Source organism: Acinetobacter sp. Ac8, assembly GCF_055392545.1.
The window spans coordinates 195,194-212,499 of the sequence record NZ_AP043689.1; the positions used below are offsets into that span (position 1 = coordinate 195,194).

The 17,306-nt window shown below is 38.8% G+C and carries 20 protein-coding genes; 13 read left to right on the forward strand and 7 right to left on the reverse strand.

Features of this window, described 5'->3' with window-relative positions; genetic code table 11:
- Positions 1 to 14 precede the first annotated feature (14 nt).
- The gene (locus ACZ5QH_RS00870; protein WP_303576954.1) at positions 15 to 260 is read left to right on the forward strand and encodes a thioredoxin domain-containing protein; all 246 of its coding nucleotides are present in this window, start codon (positions 15 to 17) and stop codon (positions 258 to 260) included.
- A gap of 70 nt (positions 261 to 330) precedes the next feature.
- Here the strand turns inward: ACZ5QH_RS00870 and ACZ5QH_RS00875 are convergent, their stop codons facing one another.
- Positions 331 to 1,092 (reverse strand): putative porin, encoded by a 762-nt coding sequence (locus ACZ5QH_RS00875; protein WP_303576953.1) that lies wholly within the window; start codon positions 1,090 to 1,092, stop codon positions 331 to 333.
- Positions 1,093 to 1,469: 377 nt separating this feature from the next.
- Between ACZ5QH_RS00875 and ACZ5QH_RS00880 the strand changes: the two genes are divergently transcribed.
- The 6 genes from ACZ5QH_RS00880 to ACZ5QH_RS00905 all read left to right on the forward strand — a co-directional run bounded on the left by ACZ5QH_RS00880 (position 1,470) and on the right by ACZ5QH_RS00905 (position 4,867).
- Complete coding sequence (locus tag ACZ5QH_RS00880; RefSeq protein WP_244014666.1) at positions 1,470 to 2,012, forward strand: PadR family transcriptional regulator; 543 nt, start codon at positions 1,470 to 1,472, stop codon at positions 2,010 to 2,012.
- Positions 2,013 to 2,050: 38 nt separating this feature from the next.
- Positions 2,051 to 2,446 carry a Fur family transcriptional regulator gene (locus tag ACZ5QH_RS00885; protein WP_056517184.1) on the forward strand — a complete coding sequence of 132 codons (396 nt, stop codon included), beginning with the start codon at positions 2,051 to 2,053 and terminating at the stop codon, positions 2,444 to 2,446.
- A 35-nt stretch (positions 2,447 to 2,481) separates the two neighbouring features.
- The gene (locus tag ACZ5QH_RS00890; RefSeq protein WP_004818410.1) at positions 2,482 to 2,784 is read left to right on the forward strand and encodes a DUF3861 domain-containing protein; all 303 of its coding nucleotides are present in this window, start codon (positions 2,482 to 2,484) and stop codon (positions 2,782 to 2,784) included.
- The gene (locus ACZ5QH_RS00895; RefSeq protein WP_004818412.1) at positions 2,777 to 3,100 is read left to right on the forward strand and encodes a DUF2798 domain-containing protein; all 324 of its coding nucleotides are present in this window, start codon (positions 2,777 to 2,779) and stop codon (positions 3,098 to 3,100) included. The genes ACZ5QH_RS00890 and ACZ5QH_RS00895 overlap by 8 nt, the downstream gene beginning before the upstream one ends.
- Before the next feature lie 263 nt (positions 3,101 to 3,363).
- The gene (locus tag ACZ5QH_RS00900; RefSeq protein ID WP_034611289.1) at positions 3,364 to 4,311 is read left to right on the forward strand and encodes a pirin family protein; all 948 of its coding nucleotides are present in this window, start codon (positions 3,364 to 3,366) and stop codon (positions 4,309 to 4,311) included.
- A gap of 157 nt (positions 4,312 to 4,468) precedes the next feature.
- Entirely contained in the window at positions 4,469 to 4,867 is a 399-nt protein-coding gene (locus tag ACZ5QH_RS00905; protein WP_004718587.1) for an OsmC family protein, read from the forward strand.
- A gap of 125 nt (positions 4,868 to 4,992) precedes the next feature.
- On the opposite strand, the gene ACZ5QH_RS00910 is transcribed toward ACZ5QH_RS00905, so the two are convergent.
- A complete protein-coding gene (locus ACZ5QH_RS00910) occupies positions 4,993 to 5,439 on the reverse strand; it encodes a surface-adhesin E family protein (RefSeq protein ID WP_004718586.1) in 447 nt (148 codons plus the stop codon).
- 135 nt (positions 5,440 to 5,574) lie between these two features.
- On the opposite strand from ACZ5QH_RS00910, the gene ACZ5QH_RS00915 reads away from it, so the two are divergent.
- Together ACZ5QH_RS00915 and ACZ5QH_RS00920 are read left to right on the forward strand one after the other, a co-directional pair.
- On the forward strand, positions 5,575 to 6,216 hold the full coding sequence (locus tag ACZ5QH_RS00915; RefSeq protein WP_004718584.1) for a glutathione S-transferase family protein: 642 nt from the start codon (positions 5,575 to 5,577) through the stop codon (positions 6,214 to 6,216).
- Between the two features lie 26 nt (positions 6,217 to 6,242).
- Complete coding sequence (locus tag ACZ5QH_RS00920; protein WP_303576952.1) at positions 6,243 to 6,842, forward strand: alpha/beta fold hydrolase; 600 nt, start codon at positions 6,243 to 6,245, stop codon at positions 6,840 to 6,842.
- Positions 6,843 to 6,883: 41 nt separating this feature from the next.
- On the opposite strand, the gene dinB is transcribed toward ACZ5QH_RS00920, so the two are convergent.
- From dinB to mdtD, 3 genes are all read right to left on the reverse strand, one after another.
- Entirely contained in the window at positions 6,884 to 7,939 is a 1,056-nt protein-coding gene (dinB, locus tag ACZ5QH_RS00925; RefSeq protein WP_034611297.1) for a DNA polymerase IV, read from the reverse strand.
- A 122-nt stretch (positions 7,940 to 8,061) separates the two neighbouring features.
- Entirely contained in the window at positions 8,062 to 8,820 is a 759-nt protein-coding gene (locus ACZ5QH_RS00930; RefSeq protein WP_303576951.1) for a glycoside hydrolase family 25 protein, read from the reverse strand.
- A 79-nt stretch (positions 8,821 to 8,899) separates the two neighbouring features.
- Complete coding sequence (gene mdtD / locus ACZ5QH_RS00935) at positions 8,900 to 10,297, reverse strand: multidrug transporter subunit MdtD (RefSeq protein ID WP_303576950.1); 1,398 nt, start codon at positions 10,295 to 10,297, stop codon at positions 8,900 to 8,902.
- A gap of 201 nt (positions 10,298 to 10,498) precedes the next feature.
- On the opposite strand from mdtD, the gene ACZ5QH_RS00940 reads away from it, so the two are divergent.
- Entirely contained in the window at positions 10,499 to 12,328 is a 1,830-nt protein-coding gene (locus ACZ5QH_RS00940; protein WP_303576949.1) for a choice-of-anchor I family protein, read from the forward strand.
- Between the two features lie 155 nt (positions 12,329 to 12,483).
- Here the strand turns inward: ACZ5QH_RS00940 and tenA are convergent, their stop codons facing one another.
- A complete protein-coding gene (gene tenA, locus ACZ5QH_RS00945) occupies positions 12,484 to 13,155 on the reverse strand; it encodes a thiaminase II (protein ID WP_004818427.1) in 672 nt (223 codons plus the stop codon).
- 234 nt (positions 13,156 to 13,389) lie between these two features.
- Between tenA and ACZ5QH_RS00950 the strand changes: the two genes are divergently transcribed.
- The 3 genes from ACZ5QH_RS00950 (at position 13,390) to ssb (ending at position 16,636) form a co-directional block, all read left to right on the forward strand.
- Positions 13,390 to 14,472 (forward strand): DUF475 domain-containing protein, encoded by a 1,083-nt coding sequence (locus ACZ5QH_RS00950; RefSeq protein ID WP_303577001.1) that lies wholly within the window; start codon positions 13,390 to 13,392, stop codon positions 14,470 to 14,472.
- Positions 14,473 to 14,611: 139 nt separating this feature from the next.
- Positions 14,612 to 15,976 (forward strand): MFS transporter, encoded by a 1,365-nt coding sequence (locus ACZ5QH_RS00955; RefSeq protein ID WP_016539108.1) that lies wholly within the window; start codon positions 14,612 to 14,614, stop codon positions 15,974 to 15,976.
- 51 nt (positions 15,977 to 16,027) lie between these two features.
- A complete protein-coding gene (ssb, locus tag ACZ5QH_RS00960; RefSeq protein ID WP_004718569.1) occupies positions 16,028 to 16,636 on the forward strand; it encodes a single-stranded DNA-binding protein in 609 nt (202 codons plus the stop codon).
- Positions 16,637 to 16,720: 84 nt separating this feature from the next.
- On the opposite strand, the gene ACZ5QH_RS00965 is transcribed toward ssb, so the two are convergent.
- On the reverse strand, positions 16,721 to 17,185 hold the full coding sequence (locus ACZ5QH_RS00965) for a hotdog fold domain-containing protein (RefSeq protein WP_303576948.1): 465 nt from the start codon (positions 17,183 to 17,185) through the stop codon (positions 16,721 to 16,723).
- Positions 17,186 to 17,306: the final 121 nt, after the last annotated feature.

Here is a 17,306-nt window from a genome sequence, read left to right on the forward strand (position 1 = left end):
CGAAAAAATTCATCATGATTAAGGTCGATGTGAATGAGGATGAGGATTTAAGTTTAGAGTATGGTGTGCGCTATATTCCGATGACATTATTTTTGGATAGTAAATCAAATATTCAAACTGATATACGTAGTAGTACTTCAGAGCATCCGTTTAATTTAAATGAAGAAAATCCTAATGAATTACTAAGGTTGATGAAAAAAGTACAATACAAGTTAAATGAAGTCCCGATCAAACCTAAAGTTATTTTAATGAATCATTAATTTCTGCTTTATTTAATTAGTGATAAAAAAACCGCTTATACAAGAGCGGTTTTTTAAAGTTTACCAATAATTAGAAGCGGTAAGCAGCGCGAAGACCATAGATATTATCGTCATCTTCAAAATCAACAGAACCTTCTAAGCTGATTTGTTGAGTAAAGAATTTTTTTGCACGAATTGTAAAGCTGTCTTCATCAGTACCATCAGTGCGGCTACCTGAATAAGCCAATCCGACACTGAAAGTTTTATCTAGGTATAAATCTGTACCTACGCTGTAAGCATCGGTATCACCAAAGCTTGCACCACCTTCAAAATTCATGTCATAGCGACCCACTTGAGTGACATATTTAGCACGGATAGTTGGATCTATATCATCATTAAAATCATTATCATAGCCTGCTAAACCCACTGCAATCAAAAGACCCGGGATTGGCAAGTAACCTACTTCTGCAGAGTAAGTTGTTGTATCTAAATCATCGACATGATCGGCCTTAGCTGTAGAGCGTCCAATAGCAGCACTTGCATAAAAATCGGTATTTGGAACGAAATATTCAATACCAACACCATAAGCGGTTACATCGTAGGCATCATAATCGATATAGCTAATCCCAGCATTTACGTTGCTTGCGCGATCTAGAAAGGCAGCTTCGTTTAATGGGTTATTTTTAACTTGAACAGGGTTAAAATAATATGTTCCATCAATAGCAAAACCAGTAGATGTATCTCCTTTATCTGGGTCAACAACACCGAGTGAACCACCGATTTCAGCTTGGTATGCATGTGCAGACCCAAAAGAACTAGCAAGTAATGCAGCAAATAAAGTTTTCTTAAACATTGTGTGACCCTTTTGTTATAAAAATATTAATTTTTTGTTACAAATCGCATTGTATGTAAATTAATCTCTATGTCAAGGCTAAAGATCTGAAAATTAAAAGTTTGCTGCGCCATGACATAAAAATAATGCTTAAAAAATGGATAACTGAGTCAAGCTTTAAGCAATCCATAACAACAATAAAAATAGCCAATAGATTCGGTTTAAAGGCTTTTAATCGGTCTTTTTTATGTCTTAATTTTTTAAGATAGATCGATTTAAAATTATTTAATTCATTATTTATCAAAATATTAGAATTGATTTTGTTCTATCGTCTTGTCTTAAGACCTATTAAGATATATCTTAATATGCATAAATTAATCGATTTGAGAAAAATAAAGATGAAATCAGAGCGACATGATCATTCACAACATGATTTTGAGCATCGTGAACAGCATACCGAACGAGGCTATGGTGGGCGACGAGGTCGGTTGTTTGAATCAGGTAAAATGAAGCTTTTGGTTTTACATCTGATACAGCAACAGCCAAAGCATGGTTATGAAATTATCAAAGCCATCAGTGATCTGGTCGGTGGGGGCTATACTCCAAGTTCAGGCACAATCTATCCAACCCTGACCTATCTTGAAGAAATTGGTTTTGTGCATGCTGAAAATACAGAAGGTGATCGTAAGCAATATCAGATTACTGATGCTGGAAAATTACATTTAAAAGAGCAGCATGCGCATATCCAACACTTATTAGAGCGTTTAGAAACTCGACGCGAAATTCATGAAAACGACCAATATTTGGATATTCATCGTGCGATGGAAAACTTAAAAACATCATTACGCCTAAAGCTCAAGGGTAAAGATTTTGATGCGGAGCAAGTTAGACAAGTCGCTGAAAAAATTGATCAAGCTGCAGTAGAAATTGGACGTTTATAACAATGCAATAATAAGGCAATAGAAGGTTTAGGTGAGACATGAGTATTGAGGTACAACAAAAGCTGCGTCATGCAAATTTAAAAGTGACCCAAGCAAGAGTGATTGTATTCAAAGCGCTGTTGGACCAAAAAACACAACTGACAGCAAAGCAGATTTATCAGCAGTTATATGTACAAAATAAGCAGATCAGCTTATCGACCATATATCGAGTGGTGAGTGATTTAGAGAAAGTGGGTTTGATTACGCAAAATCTGCATGGCAGAGATGAAGCCAAATATGCTTTACCTTATTTATCCGAAGTGGAGTCACTTAATATCCAATGTGCCGACCTAACCCAGATCAATAAAGCGTCTTTGATCGCTTCACTGGAACAGGTTTTTCAAGCGTTTGATATTGATGTTTTGGATATTAAATTTAGTACGACCCTTCATTAAACCCAGCCGAATATTTAATAAGTTAGAGAAATCTTATGAAACAACATCAATATTATGTAACTGTTCAACATCTTGCAGATGCGCAAGGTCATCCGTCAACCTACGATGAAAATATCGAATTTAATGTGGGTAATCACGATGATATTTTCCAAATCGTAGAGCGCTTAAAAGCTGCTGAGTTTTTTGATGAAGAAACCACTAAAGCGTTTGCGGTAGGGCTAAAACTCTTTTTAGAGGTGATGATTACCCACCGTGATCATGTGCTATTTCAAGACTTTGAACCCGCAGTTAAACAATTTATGAAAAACCTAAAGCAGAACGTCAAGAAAAATGCCTGATTTAAAACCAGAGATCAAGATCGAAAATAGACGCGATCAACATAAACCTGCCATGATTTTTGCTGGAATTCCGAAATTACCAGCAAAATATGCAGGGTGGATTATGCCGTTTATACTCTCAGCTTTGATGAGTGCGACCATTTCCATGATTAATTTATGGAAAAATGTGGGGTGGTTCGATGGATTTTTTGCAAAATGGTTTAGCGTCTGGCTATTTTCATGGATGATTGCCTTTCCCACAGTATTAATTTTTTTACCTTTGGTTCGCCGTTTCACAGGCTTATTTGTAGATCTTACGCCACCACCTTCTGCTTAATTCGATCAAGGCTTTGAACATGCTATAGGGTGATGACGGGCCTATAAACATTTCAGAGAATATTCAACTTGGTAAAGTATTGCTCCCAGATCTTGTAATCAGAAACTGCATAACAAAAACCAAACTATTATTGTCCTATTCATGGTATTCAGCGTATTAAGATAGCTATAGGTCGATGTATATAAAACCGATAAGCTAAATAAAATGAAATTGTAGATGTTGCAATAACGTCCTGAGCTGATGGACAAATTTAGGATAACAAAATGACCAATACCAACTATACCGAGATTTCTAACTCTGACGATTGTGAAAAATATGTGAATCAGTTTATTCAAGATTTTCCAATCCGTTCAGCAGAAATAGGCAAAGGCACCGTCATTAAACGTGCATTACCCAGTCGTCAAAAACGCATGATTGGCGCATGGTGCTTTTTAGATCACGCTGGTCCAGTCGTATTTCCTCAGGGAGATGGATTGGATGTTGGACCGCACCCGCATATTGGGTTACAAACCTTCACTTGGATGATCGAAGGGACGATGATGCATACAGACAGCATCGGCTCTAAACAATTGATTCGTCCTAAACAAGTGAATCTGATGACGGCGGGTTATGGAATTTCCCATACAGAAGTTGCCCCCGATACTGAAACGAGAATGCATGCTGCACAGCTTTGGATTGCATTGCCTGATGATAAGATCAATATGGCACCGCAGTTTGATCATTATCCAGAATTACCCATCGTAGAGCAGGACCATATTGAATTTACAGTTTTAGTCGGTGAATTCATGAATACCAAATCTCCTGTCAAAGTGCATACGGAATTAGTCGGGATCGATTTTTTTGCAAAAGAATCAACCAAGACACGTATTCCACTGAATCCTCATTTTGAATATGGATTTATGGCATTAGAAGGTGAAGCAACAGTAAATGGTCATGATTTAAATAGTGACAATATGGTGGTGATAGAACCTGGAATTTCACAGATTGAGGTTGAATTACCAAAAGGCTCGCGTTTACTGTTGATAGGTGGTGAACCTTTTGAGTCGCCTATTTTACTGTGGTGGAATCTTGTGGGCAGAACACAGGAAGAACTAAAAACGGCTACAGAACAATGGGCAAATCAGGACGCGCGTTTTGGAACGATCCCTGATTATGATGGTCCACGTTTAGAAGCACCGGCATTCCCAGACAAGATGCGAGCATCGAAGTGATGTGCTGCATTGCGTATTGTCGATTTTTAGACAGGGATTCAAACTAAATAATTTGCGTTAAAGGCGAGCTTGCTCATCCTTTAGCGCAAGTGTTGCGTTTACAAAGTTTTATTTAAACGGGCATTCACTAAAAATTTAAAGATTGAAGGAAAATAAAATGGCAATTATTGCAAATGCAAAGGTAAAAACCTATCCAGAACCATGGTCAGGTGAGGTGGTGAGTGGAAAACATCAACTGATTACCGATAAACCAGAATCATTCGGTGGGCAAGACAAGGGCTTAGCACCTTATGATTTTATTTGTTCAGGTTTAATTTCTTGTACCATGATTACTTTGCGTATGTATGCTCAACACAAAGGTCTTGATTTGGGTGAGTTTACAGTTGAAGCTGATTTTAATGCCAATAAAGAGGGGAAAGAATGGGTCGAGCGTCGCTTGTCTTTTGCCACTCCGTTGTCTGAAGAGTTGCATCAAAAAGTGTTAGACATTTGCCAAAAAACCCCAGTGACCAAGACTTTATTGCGTAGTGTGGAAATCAATACCACGATTATTTAAAAACGGTTATATAAAAACCGCTATGTAAAGATGGTCGTTGTATTTGATCCGTAAAAAGATATTTTGTATAAAAACAAAATATCTTTTTTTCTGCCAGTAAGATTATTCAAAAATATTTTTATTTTTTATTTACAGGTGTTTGCATAAATTTTGTTATAGAACTTATCTTGATTCAAGGCTTTAAACTCTAAGTCGTCAAAGGAATAAAAAGCAGCCCCCGTTTCACCATCATGGCTCAAGGTAATGTCATCAAATTTTTTCACTAGTTTACTGTTTGATGTTTTTCCTGCAAAGTAATCAGCGCCCCGAATGGCGATGGTTTTTCCTGTGCAATCTACAATAAGCTGTTTAATAACCGATTGATATGTTGCACCTTGCTCATCTTTAATAGGGTTGGCATATTTTTCATAGATGACAGCTTGCTTAAACGAATCACGAATTTTTTGATGTGCATTTACATCAATAAAGGACTCACCCTTATTCTCAAGAGATCCCAGTAACATAAGCTTGGGTTGATATGCATATAGATTTGAACAAATAAAGAAGAAAATTAACGGGATAAGTGACTTCATTTTTATTCTCAGAATAATCAATATTGAATCTAGAGTATAAACAAAGTTGATAAAAAAATGATTTAAATACAGTAATAGAATTGTTGAAAAGTCGAGATCAATTTATAGTCGAAGGATAAAAACTGAGGCAATACAATGATTACATTACATCACCTAGATCAATCTCGTTCACTCCGTATTATTTGGGCTTTAGAAGAGCTGGGACTTGAATATCAGATTAAGCACTATAAGCGCTTGCCTACTTTCGCTGCGCCCCCTGAGTTAAAAGCAGTTCATCCGCTTGGAAAGTCACCTGTATTGACCGATGGCGATTTAACCATTGCAGAATCTGCTGTGATTTTGGACTATCTTCAAGCAACCTATGATACAAAAAATCAGTTTAAGCCTCAGAATCCTAAAGACTTAATGCAATATAACTACTGGATGCATTATGCCGAAGGTTCTTTAATGCCTTATTTGTTGATGACATTGGTGATGACCAATATGCCAAAACATGTTCCTTTTTTAATTCGCCCGATTGCAAAGAAAATTTCAGAAGGCGTCCGTGGCGGCTTTAGCAATCCTCGTTTAAAAGAACATGCAGCCTTTTTGGAAGCTTATTTTAGTCAACATGACTATGCCGCAGGTGAGTTTTCGTTTGCCGACATTCAAATGAGTTTTCCCGTGATTGCCATGCAACAACGTACCAAAAATAAAACCCCTCGACTGGCTGCATATGCTGAACGAATTCAGCAGCGTCCTGCTTTTCAACGCGCTAAACTAAAGAGTGATGATTAAATTTTGTATATCAAGGTGATGGGTGAATGCATTTAATTTTTTTACCAGGTGCATCGGGAAGTACAGCGTTTTGGCAACCTGTTATGCAGCAGCTTTCAGCCGATCATCAAAAAACAGTGATGGCCTATCCAAGTTTTGCTGGGCATCCAGAGCATCCGCATATTGATAGTTTTGACGATTTGCAGGATTATATTCTCGACCAAATTCAACAGCCCTGCATTGTGATTGCTCAATCTATGGGAGGGGTTTTTGCAGTTCAAGCAGCACTACAAAAACCTGAATTGATCAAAGCTTTGGTTTTGGTTGCAAGCTCTGGTGGAATTGATTTAAGCCCCTTTCAGGTTGCCGATTGGCGAGGCGATTACCAGCAAACATTTGCGTTGCCCAATTGGTTTGTCGATCATCAATCCCATTTAGATGATTTATTATACAAAATAGCGTGCCCAGTCCTGTTGCTCTGGGGCGATGCAGATCCCATTAGCCCTGTGGGTGTGGGTAAGTATTTGCATGAAAAAATCCAGCATTCCAGATTGCATATCATTGAACAAGGGGAACATGATTTGGCCAATGTACACGCCAATCAAGTGGCTAGATTAATTCACGATTTTATTTCTGATATAAAGTAAAAGATTTACGCTGAAGTCGCACATGTCTTTTTCATTTATGTTTACCATAATGACAACTGTGCTTCATCTTGCTGATCTGTCAGTTGATACAAACCCACCCCGATTAAACGAAATTGGAAATGCTCAGGAATTTGCATTTCGCTTAATAATATTTGAATGACCTGAACCATTTCTTGTTGTGATTGAAGTGCTGTTTTAAAACTTTTACTGTGCTGTAAAACTTGAAAATTCTTGAGTTTTAACTTAACGGTGACACCGCGAGCCTGCATGTGTTTTTTTTCTAAACTGAGCCAAACACGTTCAATTAAATTGTCCCAATAGATTGAACACTGTTCAAGGCTGAGATCATCATCAAATGTGGTTTCTTTGGAAATTTGCTGACGTTGTCGTTCGGCTTGTACTGGGCGATCATCAATACCTTGGGCATATAAAAACAATTGTCTACCATATTTGCCAAAATGATGGATCAGTATATTTTCTTCAATTTTTTGCAAATCCCCCAAAGTCTCTAAGTTTAAGCTTTTCAGTTTTTCCTGAGTGACTTTACCGACACCAGGAATTTTTTTCAGGGGTAAATCATGGATAAAATGTTGAACTTGGGTCGGTTTAATGATGCAAATGCCATTGGGTTTATTCCAATCCGAGGCAATTTTGGCAAGAAATTTATTCGGTGCCACACCTGCTGAAGCCGTAAGCCCTGTTTGTTGAAAAATATCAGCTCGAATTCGTTCCGCCACTTCAGTGGCACTGGGAATATTTTGTAAATTTTCAGTGACATCTAAATAAGCTTCATCTAAAGATAAAGGTTCGATAAGCGCAGTGTATTTCTGAAAAATCTCATGAATCTTTACAGAAACGTCACGATACTTTTCAAAATTCGGTTCAATCACATAGACTTGAGGGCAGAGTTTTTTTGCCTGAGACATCGACATGGCAGAGCGTAATCCAAACTGACGCGCTGGGTAGGATGCAGCAGCAATCACAGCCCGAGGATGATGTGAGGAAATCACCACAGGCAGATGCTTTAATTCAGGACGGTCGAGTAGCTCTACAGATGCATAGAATGCATCCATGTCAATATGGATGATTTTTCTCATGAATTACACAGTGTTGAAACGCTGTGTGATTATTCTAACCGATCTTGATTTGTTTCTATTGATGAATTTGAATTTTGTAAAGAATGTGCGACAGCTTATGTCATGAATGATCTTGATTACGCTTAATTCAACTTATTTTTCTGTAAAAACTGCTGCCATTGTTCTGCATCACCATAAAATACATTTAAATCGACATTTTTCTCGATGCCTTGAATTTTGCCTTGGTTGCTCTGTTGCCAAAATGTCCATGCACGTTGGTCTTTTAAATCAGGCTTATCTTTATATTCACGAATCCAAATCGGTGTATCTTTAAATTCACCTGTGAGTACCATGTTGTAAAAGATTTTAGAGGTATAAAAAATCGGTTGTTTACCATAATGCTTTTGCAATTGATCATGCATATTTTTGATGTGTTTGATTAATTGTTCTTTGGTATAGGTGTTTATGCAACTGCTGTCATATTCCAAGTCCATCACAGGGGGCAAGGCATTGCTTTTATTTGGCACTGTTTTGATAAAATTTTGTGCTTGAATATCACCATCACGACATAAACGAAAGAAGTGATAAGCCCCCACACGTAGACCACGTTCACGTGCTTCTAACCAATACTGCTGAAATTTATCATCTTGATAATCGCCACCTTCAGTGGCTTTGAGATAGACAAACTGATAGTGCTGCGGGGAGATTTTTTTCCAATCAATATCACCTTGATGATGTGATACATCGAAACCTTTAATCGGATAGGTTTCAGCCAAGGCAGCATTATTATGAACAAAAAACAAAGTCCCGAGTATGACGCAGCAGAAAAGTGCGATCGCTAAAACTGAGCTATTGCGAGTGATTTTTTGCTGTTTGTGTTTTTTCGCAGCGTATTTTGACATGGTTTTTCTAAATATCCAGATGGATCAGTTTAACGTGCTTTGGTTCTAAAAAACGATGGCTGAATAAAAATTGCAACACTTAAATTTGCGCATCTTTGGGAATTTGAAAGAATATCAACGCCGTAATGATGTTAATCGCACCTAAGCAAATCAGGGTATAGTGAAATGCTTGTGTAATATGCGCTTCACTAAAATAGCCTGTAAATGCATTGAGTAGAGTACCTGCCAAAGCGATCCCAATACTCATTGATAACATCATAATCATCGATAAAAAGCTATTCCCACTACTGGCATCCTGTTGCGGGAGATCTTTAAGCGTAAGGGTATTCATGGTCACAAACTGTAATGAGTTGAGTACGCCAAAAATAAAGAAATGCACCACACCTAACCATGTTGGGGTATCCGCTGTATGTAAGGCAAAACTGGCAATACATGCACCGATCAATAAGGTATTAACCAGTAGAAATGGACGATAACCAGTACGTTGTAAAATCGGGCGAATGATGGGTTTAGAAAATAATGAACCGAGTACAATCGGGGTCATCATTACCCCAGTCATAAAAGGTTCCATTTTAAAGGCGACTTGAAGCATCAGTGGCAAAATAAAAGGAACCGCATTTCCACCAAAGCGCGCAAAGAAATTACCGAGTACACCAATGGTATAGATTTTATTTTTAAACAGTCGACTACGAAACAATGCATTTTTATGGGTATGGGTATGGGCATGATAGGCATAGACCAATGCTGAGATTATCCCAGCGAAAAGTAAGCCTAAGCTCAGGTTTCTGGAGATTTCATTGCTGGCAATATTTTCAATCCCTAATGCCATGCCCACCATTGCGATTGCCAATAGGATAAAGCCACTGAAATCAAAGGATTTTACCGATGCTTCAGCCACATTGGGCATGGCTTTAAAGGTGACAAAAGTGCCTAAAATACCGATGGGTAAATTAATCAAAAAAATCCAGTGCCAAGAGGCATATTCAACCAACCAACCGCCTAAGATCGGGCCCATTAATGGACCGAGTAATCCCGCCAAGCTCATCAAACTCATTGCAGAAAGAAACTGCTCACGAGGGATGATTTTTAACATAGCGAGTCGCCCGACTGGAACCAGTAATGCGCCACCAATACCTTGAATAACTCGAAATACAATAAGCAGATTGAAGTCATTGGACAGTGCACAGCCCAATGAGGCAGCGGTAAAAATTACGATCGCTGCAAAGAAAATATTTCGTACCCCAAAGCGATCTGCCAGCCAACCGCTTAAAGGAATACACGCAGCAACTGCCAAGACATAGCTAATCACGATGCCATGCATTTTTAATGGATTTTCTTGCAGGCTTTCTGCCATAGCAGGCAAAGCGGTATTGATAATCGTGGTATCTAAGCCTTGCATGAAAAAGCCGATCGAAACTAAAAAAACCAATAAATAGAATTTAGGTTGGAGTTTACTGTGCGATGGCGTAGTCGTCATAGAACTTAAATAATCCCATTTTGTGAATATTTTAAAACAATCATCTGACTAAATCTGTATGAAATCGTTGCTTTATATTGAATCAGGCGCGATACCCAATTGAATGTTCAAGAAATTGCCATAAAACTGTAATCTGCTTGTCATGGAACTTACACCCATGATGAATACATTAAGCCAAATTAAACAAAAAATGGGCTGTTTATGAACATAAAAGTTTCAGCATTGTGTTTAGCAATGCTTTCTGTTGGTTTAGTGGCGTGTAATGATGATAATAAAACAACAGCGCCAACGGTTGAAGAAACCACACCTGAAAGCATTAATTTAAGCTTATTGGGACGTTATGAAACGGGTATTTTTGCTGAAAGTGCAGCAGAGATTCCCGCATATGATGCAACAACAAAACGGGTATTTGTGGTCAATGCTAAAAAGGGTTTAGTAGATGTGTTAGATGTGTCTAAACCCGAAATGCCTGTGCATATTGGTGAGCTTTCGGCCCGTGAAGCTTTAGCTGATTCAGAAGTAAATTCAGTTGCGATTAAAAATGGCATTGTGGCACTTGCTGTTCAAGCCAAACAAAAAACAGATAAGGGTATTGTGGCTTTTTTTAATGCCAAAGATTTGAAATTGATCAGTACAGTCGAAGTTGGTGCTTTACCTGATATGCTGACATTTAGCCCCGATGGTAAAACTGTTTTGGTGGCAAATGAGGCTGAACCCAATGATGACTATAGTATCGATCCTGAAGGTTCAATCAGTATTATTGATATCAGCAATATTCAACGACCAACCGCCAACCTTGCCGATTTTAAAGCGTTTAATGATAAAAAAGCCGATTTGATTAAAGCGGGTGTACGCATTTTTGGTCCTAAAGCGACAGTGGCTCAGGATCTAGAACCTGAGTACATCACCATCAGCAATGATGGGAAAACTGCTTGGGCGACCTTACAAGAAAATAATGCCATTGCCAAAATTGATATCATTGCTAAAAAAGTGACTGATATTTTTCCATTAGGTTATAAAGATCATGGGCTTGCCAATAATGCGCTAGATGTCAGTGATAAAGATGGAAAAATTAATATCCAAACTTGGCCGGGTTTGGTGGGGATGTATCAACCTGATTCAATTGCCCATTATCAAGCCAATGGGGCAAGTTATTTGGTCACCGCCAATGAAGGTGATTCACGTGAATGGTTGAAGGACTCAACTGCATATTATGTTGGAGATCAAAGTAAAGGTTTTGCAGAAGCAATTCGAATGAAGCATTTATTCAACGTCAAAGGTTTCAATAATAAAGGCGATTATCCTGCTCATTTGACCAATCTTGCCGCAGGTGTAAAAGGTGCCAAACTAGATGCAACGGTTTTTGCTTATTGTGGGGCAACAGCGACTGATCCAGGCATGTGCCGTGATGATACACAACTTGGACGTTTAAACATTGCTTGGAATATGGGTTATCAAACCAACACGGATGGCTCACCAAAATTGGATGCCAATGGATTATTGACCTATAGCAAACTTTATAGCTATGGCGCGCGTTCTTTCAGTATATGGGATGCACAAGGCAAATTAGTTTGGGATTCAGGCAGTGAATTTGAGCGTAAAGTTGCTGAGCTATTTCCAAATTACTTTAATAGTGATCATGAAGCGGCGGCTTTTGATGACCGAAGTGACAATAAAGGACCTGAGCCTGAAGGTTTAGCGCTGGGTACGATTGGTGAAAAAACCTTTGCCTTTATCGGCTTAGAGCGCCAAAGTGGGATAATGGTATACGACATTAGCAATCCACAAAAGCCTGTGTTTATACAGTATTTTAATAATCGTACCTTTAAACAGGATCAGGTTTATAAAGATGCTAAAGGTCAGCCGATCTTAAACAAGGATGGCAAGCAGATTCTGATTGAGAAAAGTGATTTAGGTCCTGAAGGACTGACGTTTGTCTCTGCCAAAGATTCACCAAATGCAAAGCCTATGTTGATTGTGGGCAATGAAGTCAGTGGCAGTACAGCAATTTATCAGATTAATTTAAAATAGCGTTTTGATATATTCTGTTACGAGTAAAGAGTGCTTTGGCACTCTTTTTTATTGAGACTATCCCTCAGTTTTATGAGGGATAGTTGTAGATGTAATACATGAAGTAGCTTAATTATTCATCTTTATATACATTGGTAATTTTCAATAAAATTGTATTACTGATCTAAGCCCAACCACTGTCTTTGATGATAAGCGCTATCCCAGAACAACCACTCTAATTCAGCGCCTTTGGTATAAGCCTTATGCATTTTCTCAAGAGTATCTGCATCGCAATGTTCTGCAATACGGTCAATCGTCGCTAAAACATTTTTAACTGCTTCGTTAAACTCTTCACCTGAATAGGTATCGATCCATGCTTGATATGGATTATTGGCAATAGATTTACTCACAATATCTTTTCCAACTTCTGCATAAATCCAGAAGCAAGGCAGTAACGAAGCCAAAACCACAGGATAGCTTTCAGACCAAGCCGTCGCAGTTAAAAAAGCAGTGTAGTGATGGCAGGCAAGGGTAAGCGGGGTATTCTCAAAGTCAGCTTTGCTAATCCCAAAATCTTTCATAAATCCATCGTGTAGGCTACGTTCAACCACAATCGCTTCTTTCGCACCTTGGGTAAATTGGATGATATCGTCAGCATCAAATGCTTTTGCACCACAGACAGCCAATGCACGACCATAAGCCACCAGATAATGCGCATCCTGAATCACATAATGACAAAAAGCTTCCTTGTTTAATGAGCCTGTCGCAAGTTCTTGGTTAAATGGAAGCGCTAAAGTTTTGTTATATAAAGCAAGATTACGTTGCCATACGTCTTGAGAAAAAGACATGTCATTTTCCTATGCAATGATTCAAGTTATAAAATGATTTCAGTTTGCAAGACTATAACAACTCTAAATTGCTTTAGGTATTTGAATGCAGAAAATTCGGCTGTATTTGCATAAAAATATGACAAAGAACTTTGGATAAATGTGAAAAAGTCGTCATAATGTGCGCATTAAAAACGCGATTTTTATTTCAGTTTTCTGATTCAAAAACTATTCTCCGTAGGTCGAATTCCCATGATGAAACATTTTGGTTTCTCAATATTTTTTACGATCGTGTGTTTGGCAATCTCTGCATATTGGGGCTTTACCCATGGTCCAAATGCAGGCGTGCAAGCCATGCTCTCTGCACTGACTATTACGGCAATTCTTGCTGTTATGGAAGTGTCTCTATCTTTTGACAATGCTGTTGTAAATGCATCTGTACTGCGTAATTGGGATCATTTCTGGAAAATGATCTTTTTAACCGTTGGTATTTTGATTGCTGTGTTTGGTATGCGACTGGTATTTCCTGTTGTGATTGTTGCAGTCACAGCGGATATGGGCATGTTTGATGTTGTGAAAATGGCATTAAATGATCCAATTCAATACTCAGAAAAATTATTGGCACATCATGCTGAAATTGCCGCTTTTGGTGGTTCATTCCTGTTATTGGTATTTTTAAACTTTTTCTTGGATGAAGGCAAAGATACCCATTGGTTTAAATGGATTGAAAAGCGTTTAGCCAACTTAGCCAATGTGCCAGCAATGTCGGTATTCCTTGCTTTAGTGGCATTGCTGATTATGGCTGCAAATGTAGATGAAGCGAAACGCCTTCTGGTCACAATGGCAGGTATTTGGGGCATCGTGATTTATATCGGTGTACAAGTACTCAGTCATTTACTGGGTGGCGAGCCAGAAGTGGATGAAGACGGCAATGCTGTGGGTCATGATGCCAATGGTGCACCTACAGGTGTGATCAAAGCGGGTATTGGTGGCTTTATTTACCTAGAAGTCTTAGATGCATCGTTTAGTTTTGACGGCGTGATCGGTGCGTTTGCGATTACTTCTGATGTTGTCATTATTATGCTTGGTTTGGCCATTGGTGCGATGTTTGTTCGTTCAATGACAATCTACTTGGTCGATAAAGGTACACTTGATGCCTATATCTACCTTGAGCATGGTGCGCATTATGCCATTGGTGCTTTGGCATTTATCATGATTGCAAGTGGTACAGGTTTGCATGTACCTGAGGTGGTAACGGGTTTGATTGGTGTTGCCTTTATTGTTTGGGCAGTCATTGCATCGATTCAATATAACAAGCGAATTGAACAACAGAGTTAATCCTTTTTTAAGAAAAGAGATTACAATACAAGAGCACTTTAACAGTGCTCTTTTTTATGCTCAATGTTTCCACAAAGTTGCCACAATATGCGATGATGTGTTTGATAATTAGCTCGCCAGTTTTGATAAGCCAGTAGATATGATGAATCCTTTAGAACGCCGCTCGACCTTTGCATTAAGTAGTATTTTTGCTTTACGCATGTTGGGGTTGTTCATGATTATCCCTGTGTTTGCGGTGGTTGGTCAGTCTTATCAGTATGCCACACCTGCTTTGATCGGTTTAGCGGTCGGGGTCTATGGCCTCAGCCAAGCACTTCTGCAAATTCCTTTTAGCTTATGGGCAGATCGTTTTAGCCGTAAACCTTTGATTGTTTTTGGCTTACTGCTATTTGCTTTGGGTGGTGCTGTTGCGGCAATGTCTGAAACCATTTATGGGGTCATTATTGGTCGTGCGATTGCTGGCGCTGGCGCTGTATCTGCGGTTGTTATGGCTTTGTTGGCGGATGTCACCCGTGAAGAGAATCGAACCAAAGCTATGGCTGTGATGGGCATGAGTATCGGATTGTCTTTTGTTGTGGCTTTTAGTTTAGGGCCTTGGCTCACCAGTTTGGTGGGGATTTCAGGACTATTCTGGGTAACAACAATCATGGGATTATTGGCAATCCTCATGTTGTTTATGGTGCCTAAAACCACCCGTCACCATAAAAACTTTAAACAAGGTTATCTGCATCAGCTCAAACAAGTCTTAAAAATGGGCGATTTGAATCGTCTGCATGTTTCAGTTTTTGCGCTGCACTTATTGCTTACTGCAATGTTTGTTTATGTGCCTTCTCAATTGATCAATTTTGCTGGGATCCCTTTGGCGCAACATGGCATTGTTTACTTGCCTTTGTTAGTTATCAGTCTGTTTTTTGCATTTCCGAGCATTATTCTGGCTGAAAAATACCGTAAAATGCGCAGCATTTTTCTAACGGCAATTGCAGGAATTATCGCGGGATTAGTCGTTCTGATTTTTGGTTATGAATCCAAATATATCTTGTTGTTAGGCCTTGGATTGTTCTTTATTGCCTTTAATGTCATGGAAGCTTTACTCCCTTCATGGTTGTCTAAAGCAGCACCGATTCAATCCAAAGCAACAGCGATGGGTGTTAATGCAAGTGCTCAATTTTTAGGGGCTTTTTTTGGTGGGACACTTGGTGGGCAATTAATTTTGCTCAATAATACAACAATGGGTTGGAGTGTCTTATCAGCTATTGCTATACTTTGGTTGCTCATTAGTTTTGGGCTAGCTCAACCACGATATTTAACATCAATCGTATTACGATTGCCTGAGGATAAACAAACCGATAATTGGACTTCTCAGTTGTTGTCAATTCGTGGTATTGAGGAAGTTGTGGTTATGTCTGACCAGCAAGTTGCGTATATAAAGGTTGATAAACAGCAAATTGATGATGCTGCGCGACAACATTTAACGCAGTTGTTTGGGAAAGAGGTAGCCATTTAAACATAACTCTTATAAAGTAAAACATAGAATCGAATAGGAAGATAACATCTAATGCGTGGTGTAAATAAAGTTATTTTAGTTGGTACTTTAGGTCGTGATCCTGAGACTAAAACTTTCCCAAATGGGGGTTCTCTCACTCAATTTTCAATTGCGACAAGTGAATCTTGGACAGACAAAAATTCCGGTGAAAGAAAAGAACAAACGGAATGGCATCGTATTGTATTGCACAACCGTTTAGGTGAGATTGCACAGCAGTATTTACGTAAAGGCTCAAAAGTTTATATTGAAGGTTCTTTACGTACCCGTCAGTGGACGGATCAAAATGGTCAAGAGCGCTATACCACTGAAATTCGTGGCGAACAAATGCAGATGCTTGATAACAACCGTCAACAAGGTGAAGGCGCTGCTGCTGACAATGGTGGTTATAACCAACCACGTTTCAATAACAACCAGCAAGGTGGTTTTAACAACAACCAAGGCGGTGGCGGTTATGCGAATCAAGGTAATCAAGGTGGTGGTTACGGCAATGCCAATCCACAAGGTGGCTATGGCAATGGCGGAAACAATGTAAACCAAGGTTTTCAATCGCCTAAACCTGCAGCTGCACCATCAGCACCTACTGCTGCCCCTGCGGATTTGGATGATGACTTACCGTTTTAATTGATAAAAACGGTCAAGCTTTATCAAAACCCTTTGTGAAAACAAAGGGTTTTTTTATGAATCTCATGATTTGGTTTTAGACAATCACTTTTTCGCAGAAACCCACATGGTAATCACAGCTTTAAACACCAGATTATTTTGTGTGTCTTTAACCTCCACATTAACCAAATAATCACTACCTTGATTCCACTGAAAATTGCTTTTAACAGGTGTGGCAATCGCAATTAAATCAGTTTCAGCCTTCTTTAGATATTCAACTGTCATCCCTTTGGGAATCCAACGATGCGTGGAAGGCACAGTTACGTCGGTCATGGTTCCACCAGCCAGTTCAGCCATATTGCACATGGCAATTGCATGGACTGTACCAATATGATTGAGTACAGCACGGTGTTTTTTAATTTTAATTTCAGCATAATTCGTTTCGAGTCGTTCAAAAACAGGTGAAATACTGCTGAAATAAGGCGCTTTTAAGCATAATAATTTTGAAAATGTCCATTTGCCAGCAGGCTTATTTTTAAATCTGTTCCACAGTTTTAGGGTTTGGCTCATTGTTGTATTCCTTATTTAGTTTACAGAATATTATTTATTTTGCAGAATATTATTCTAATACAGAATTAAATTCTGTTATTGGCTCGACAGACGATTTGAATCGCGTAAAATGTCATATAGA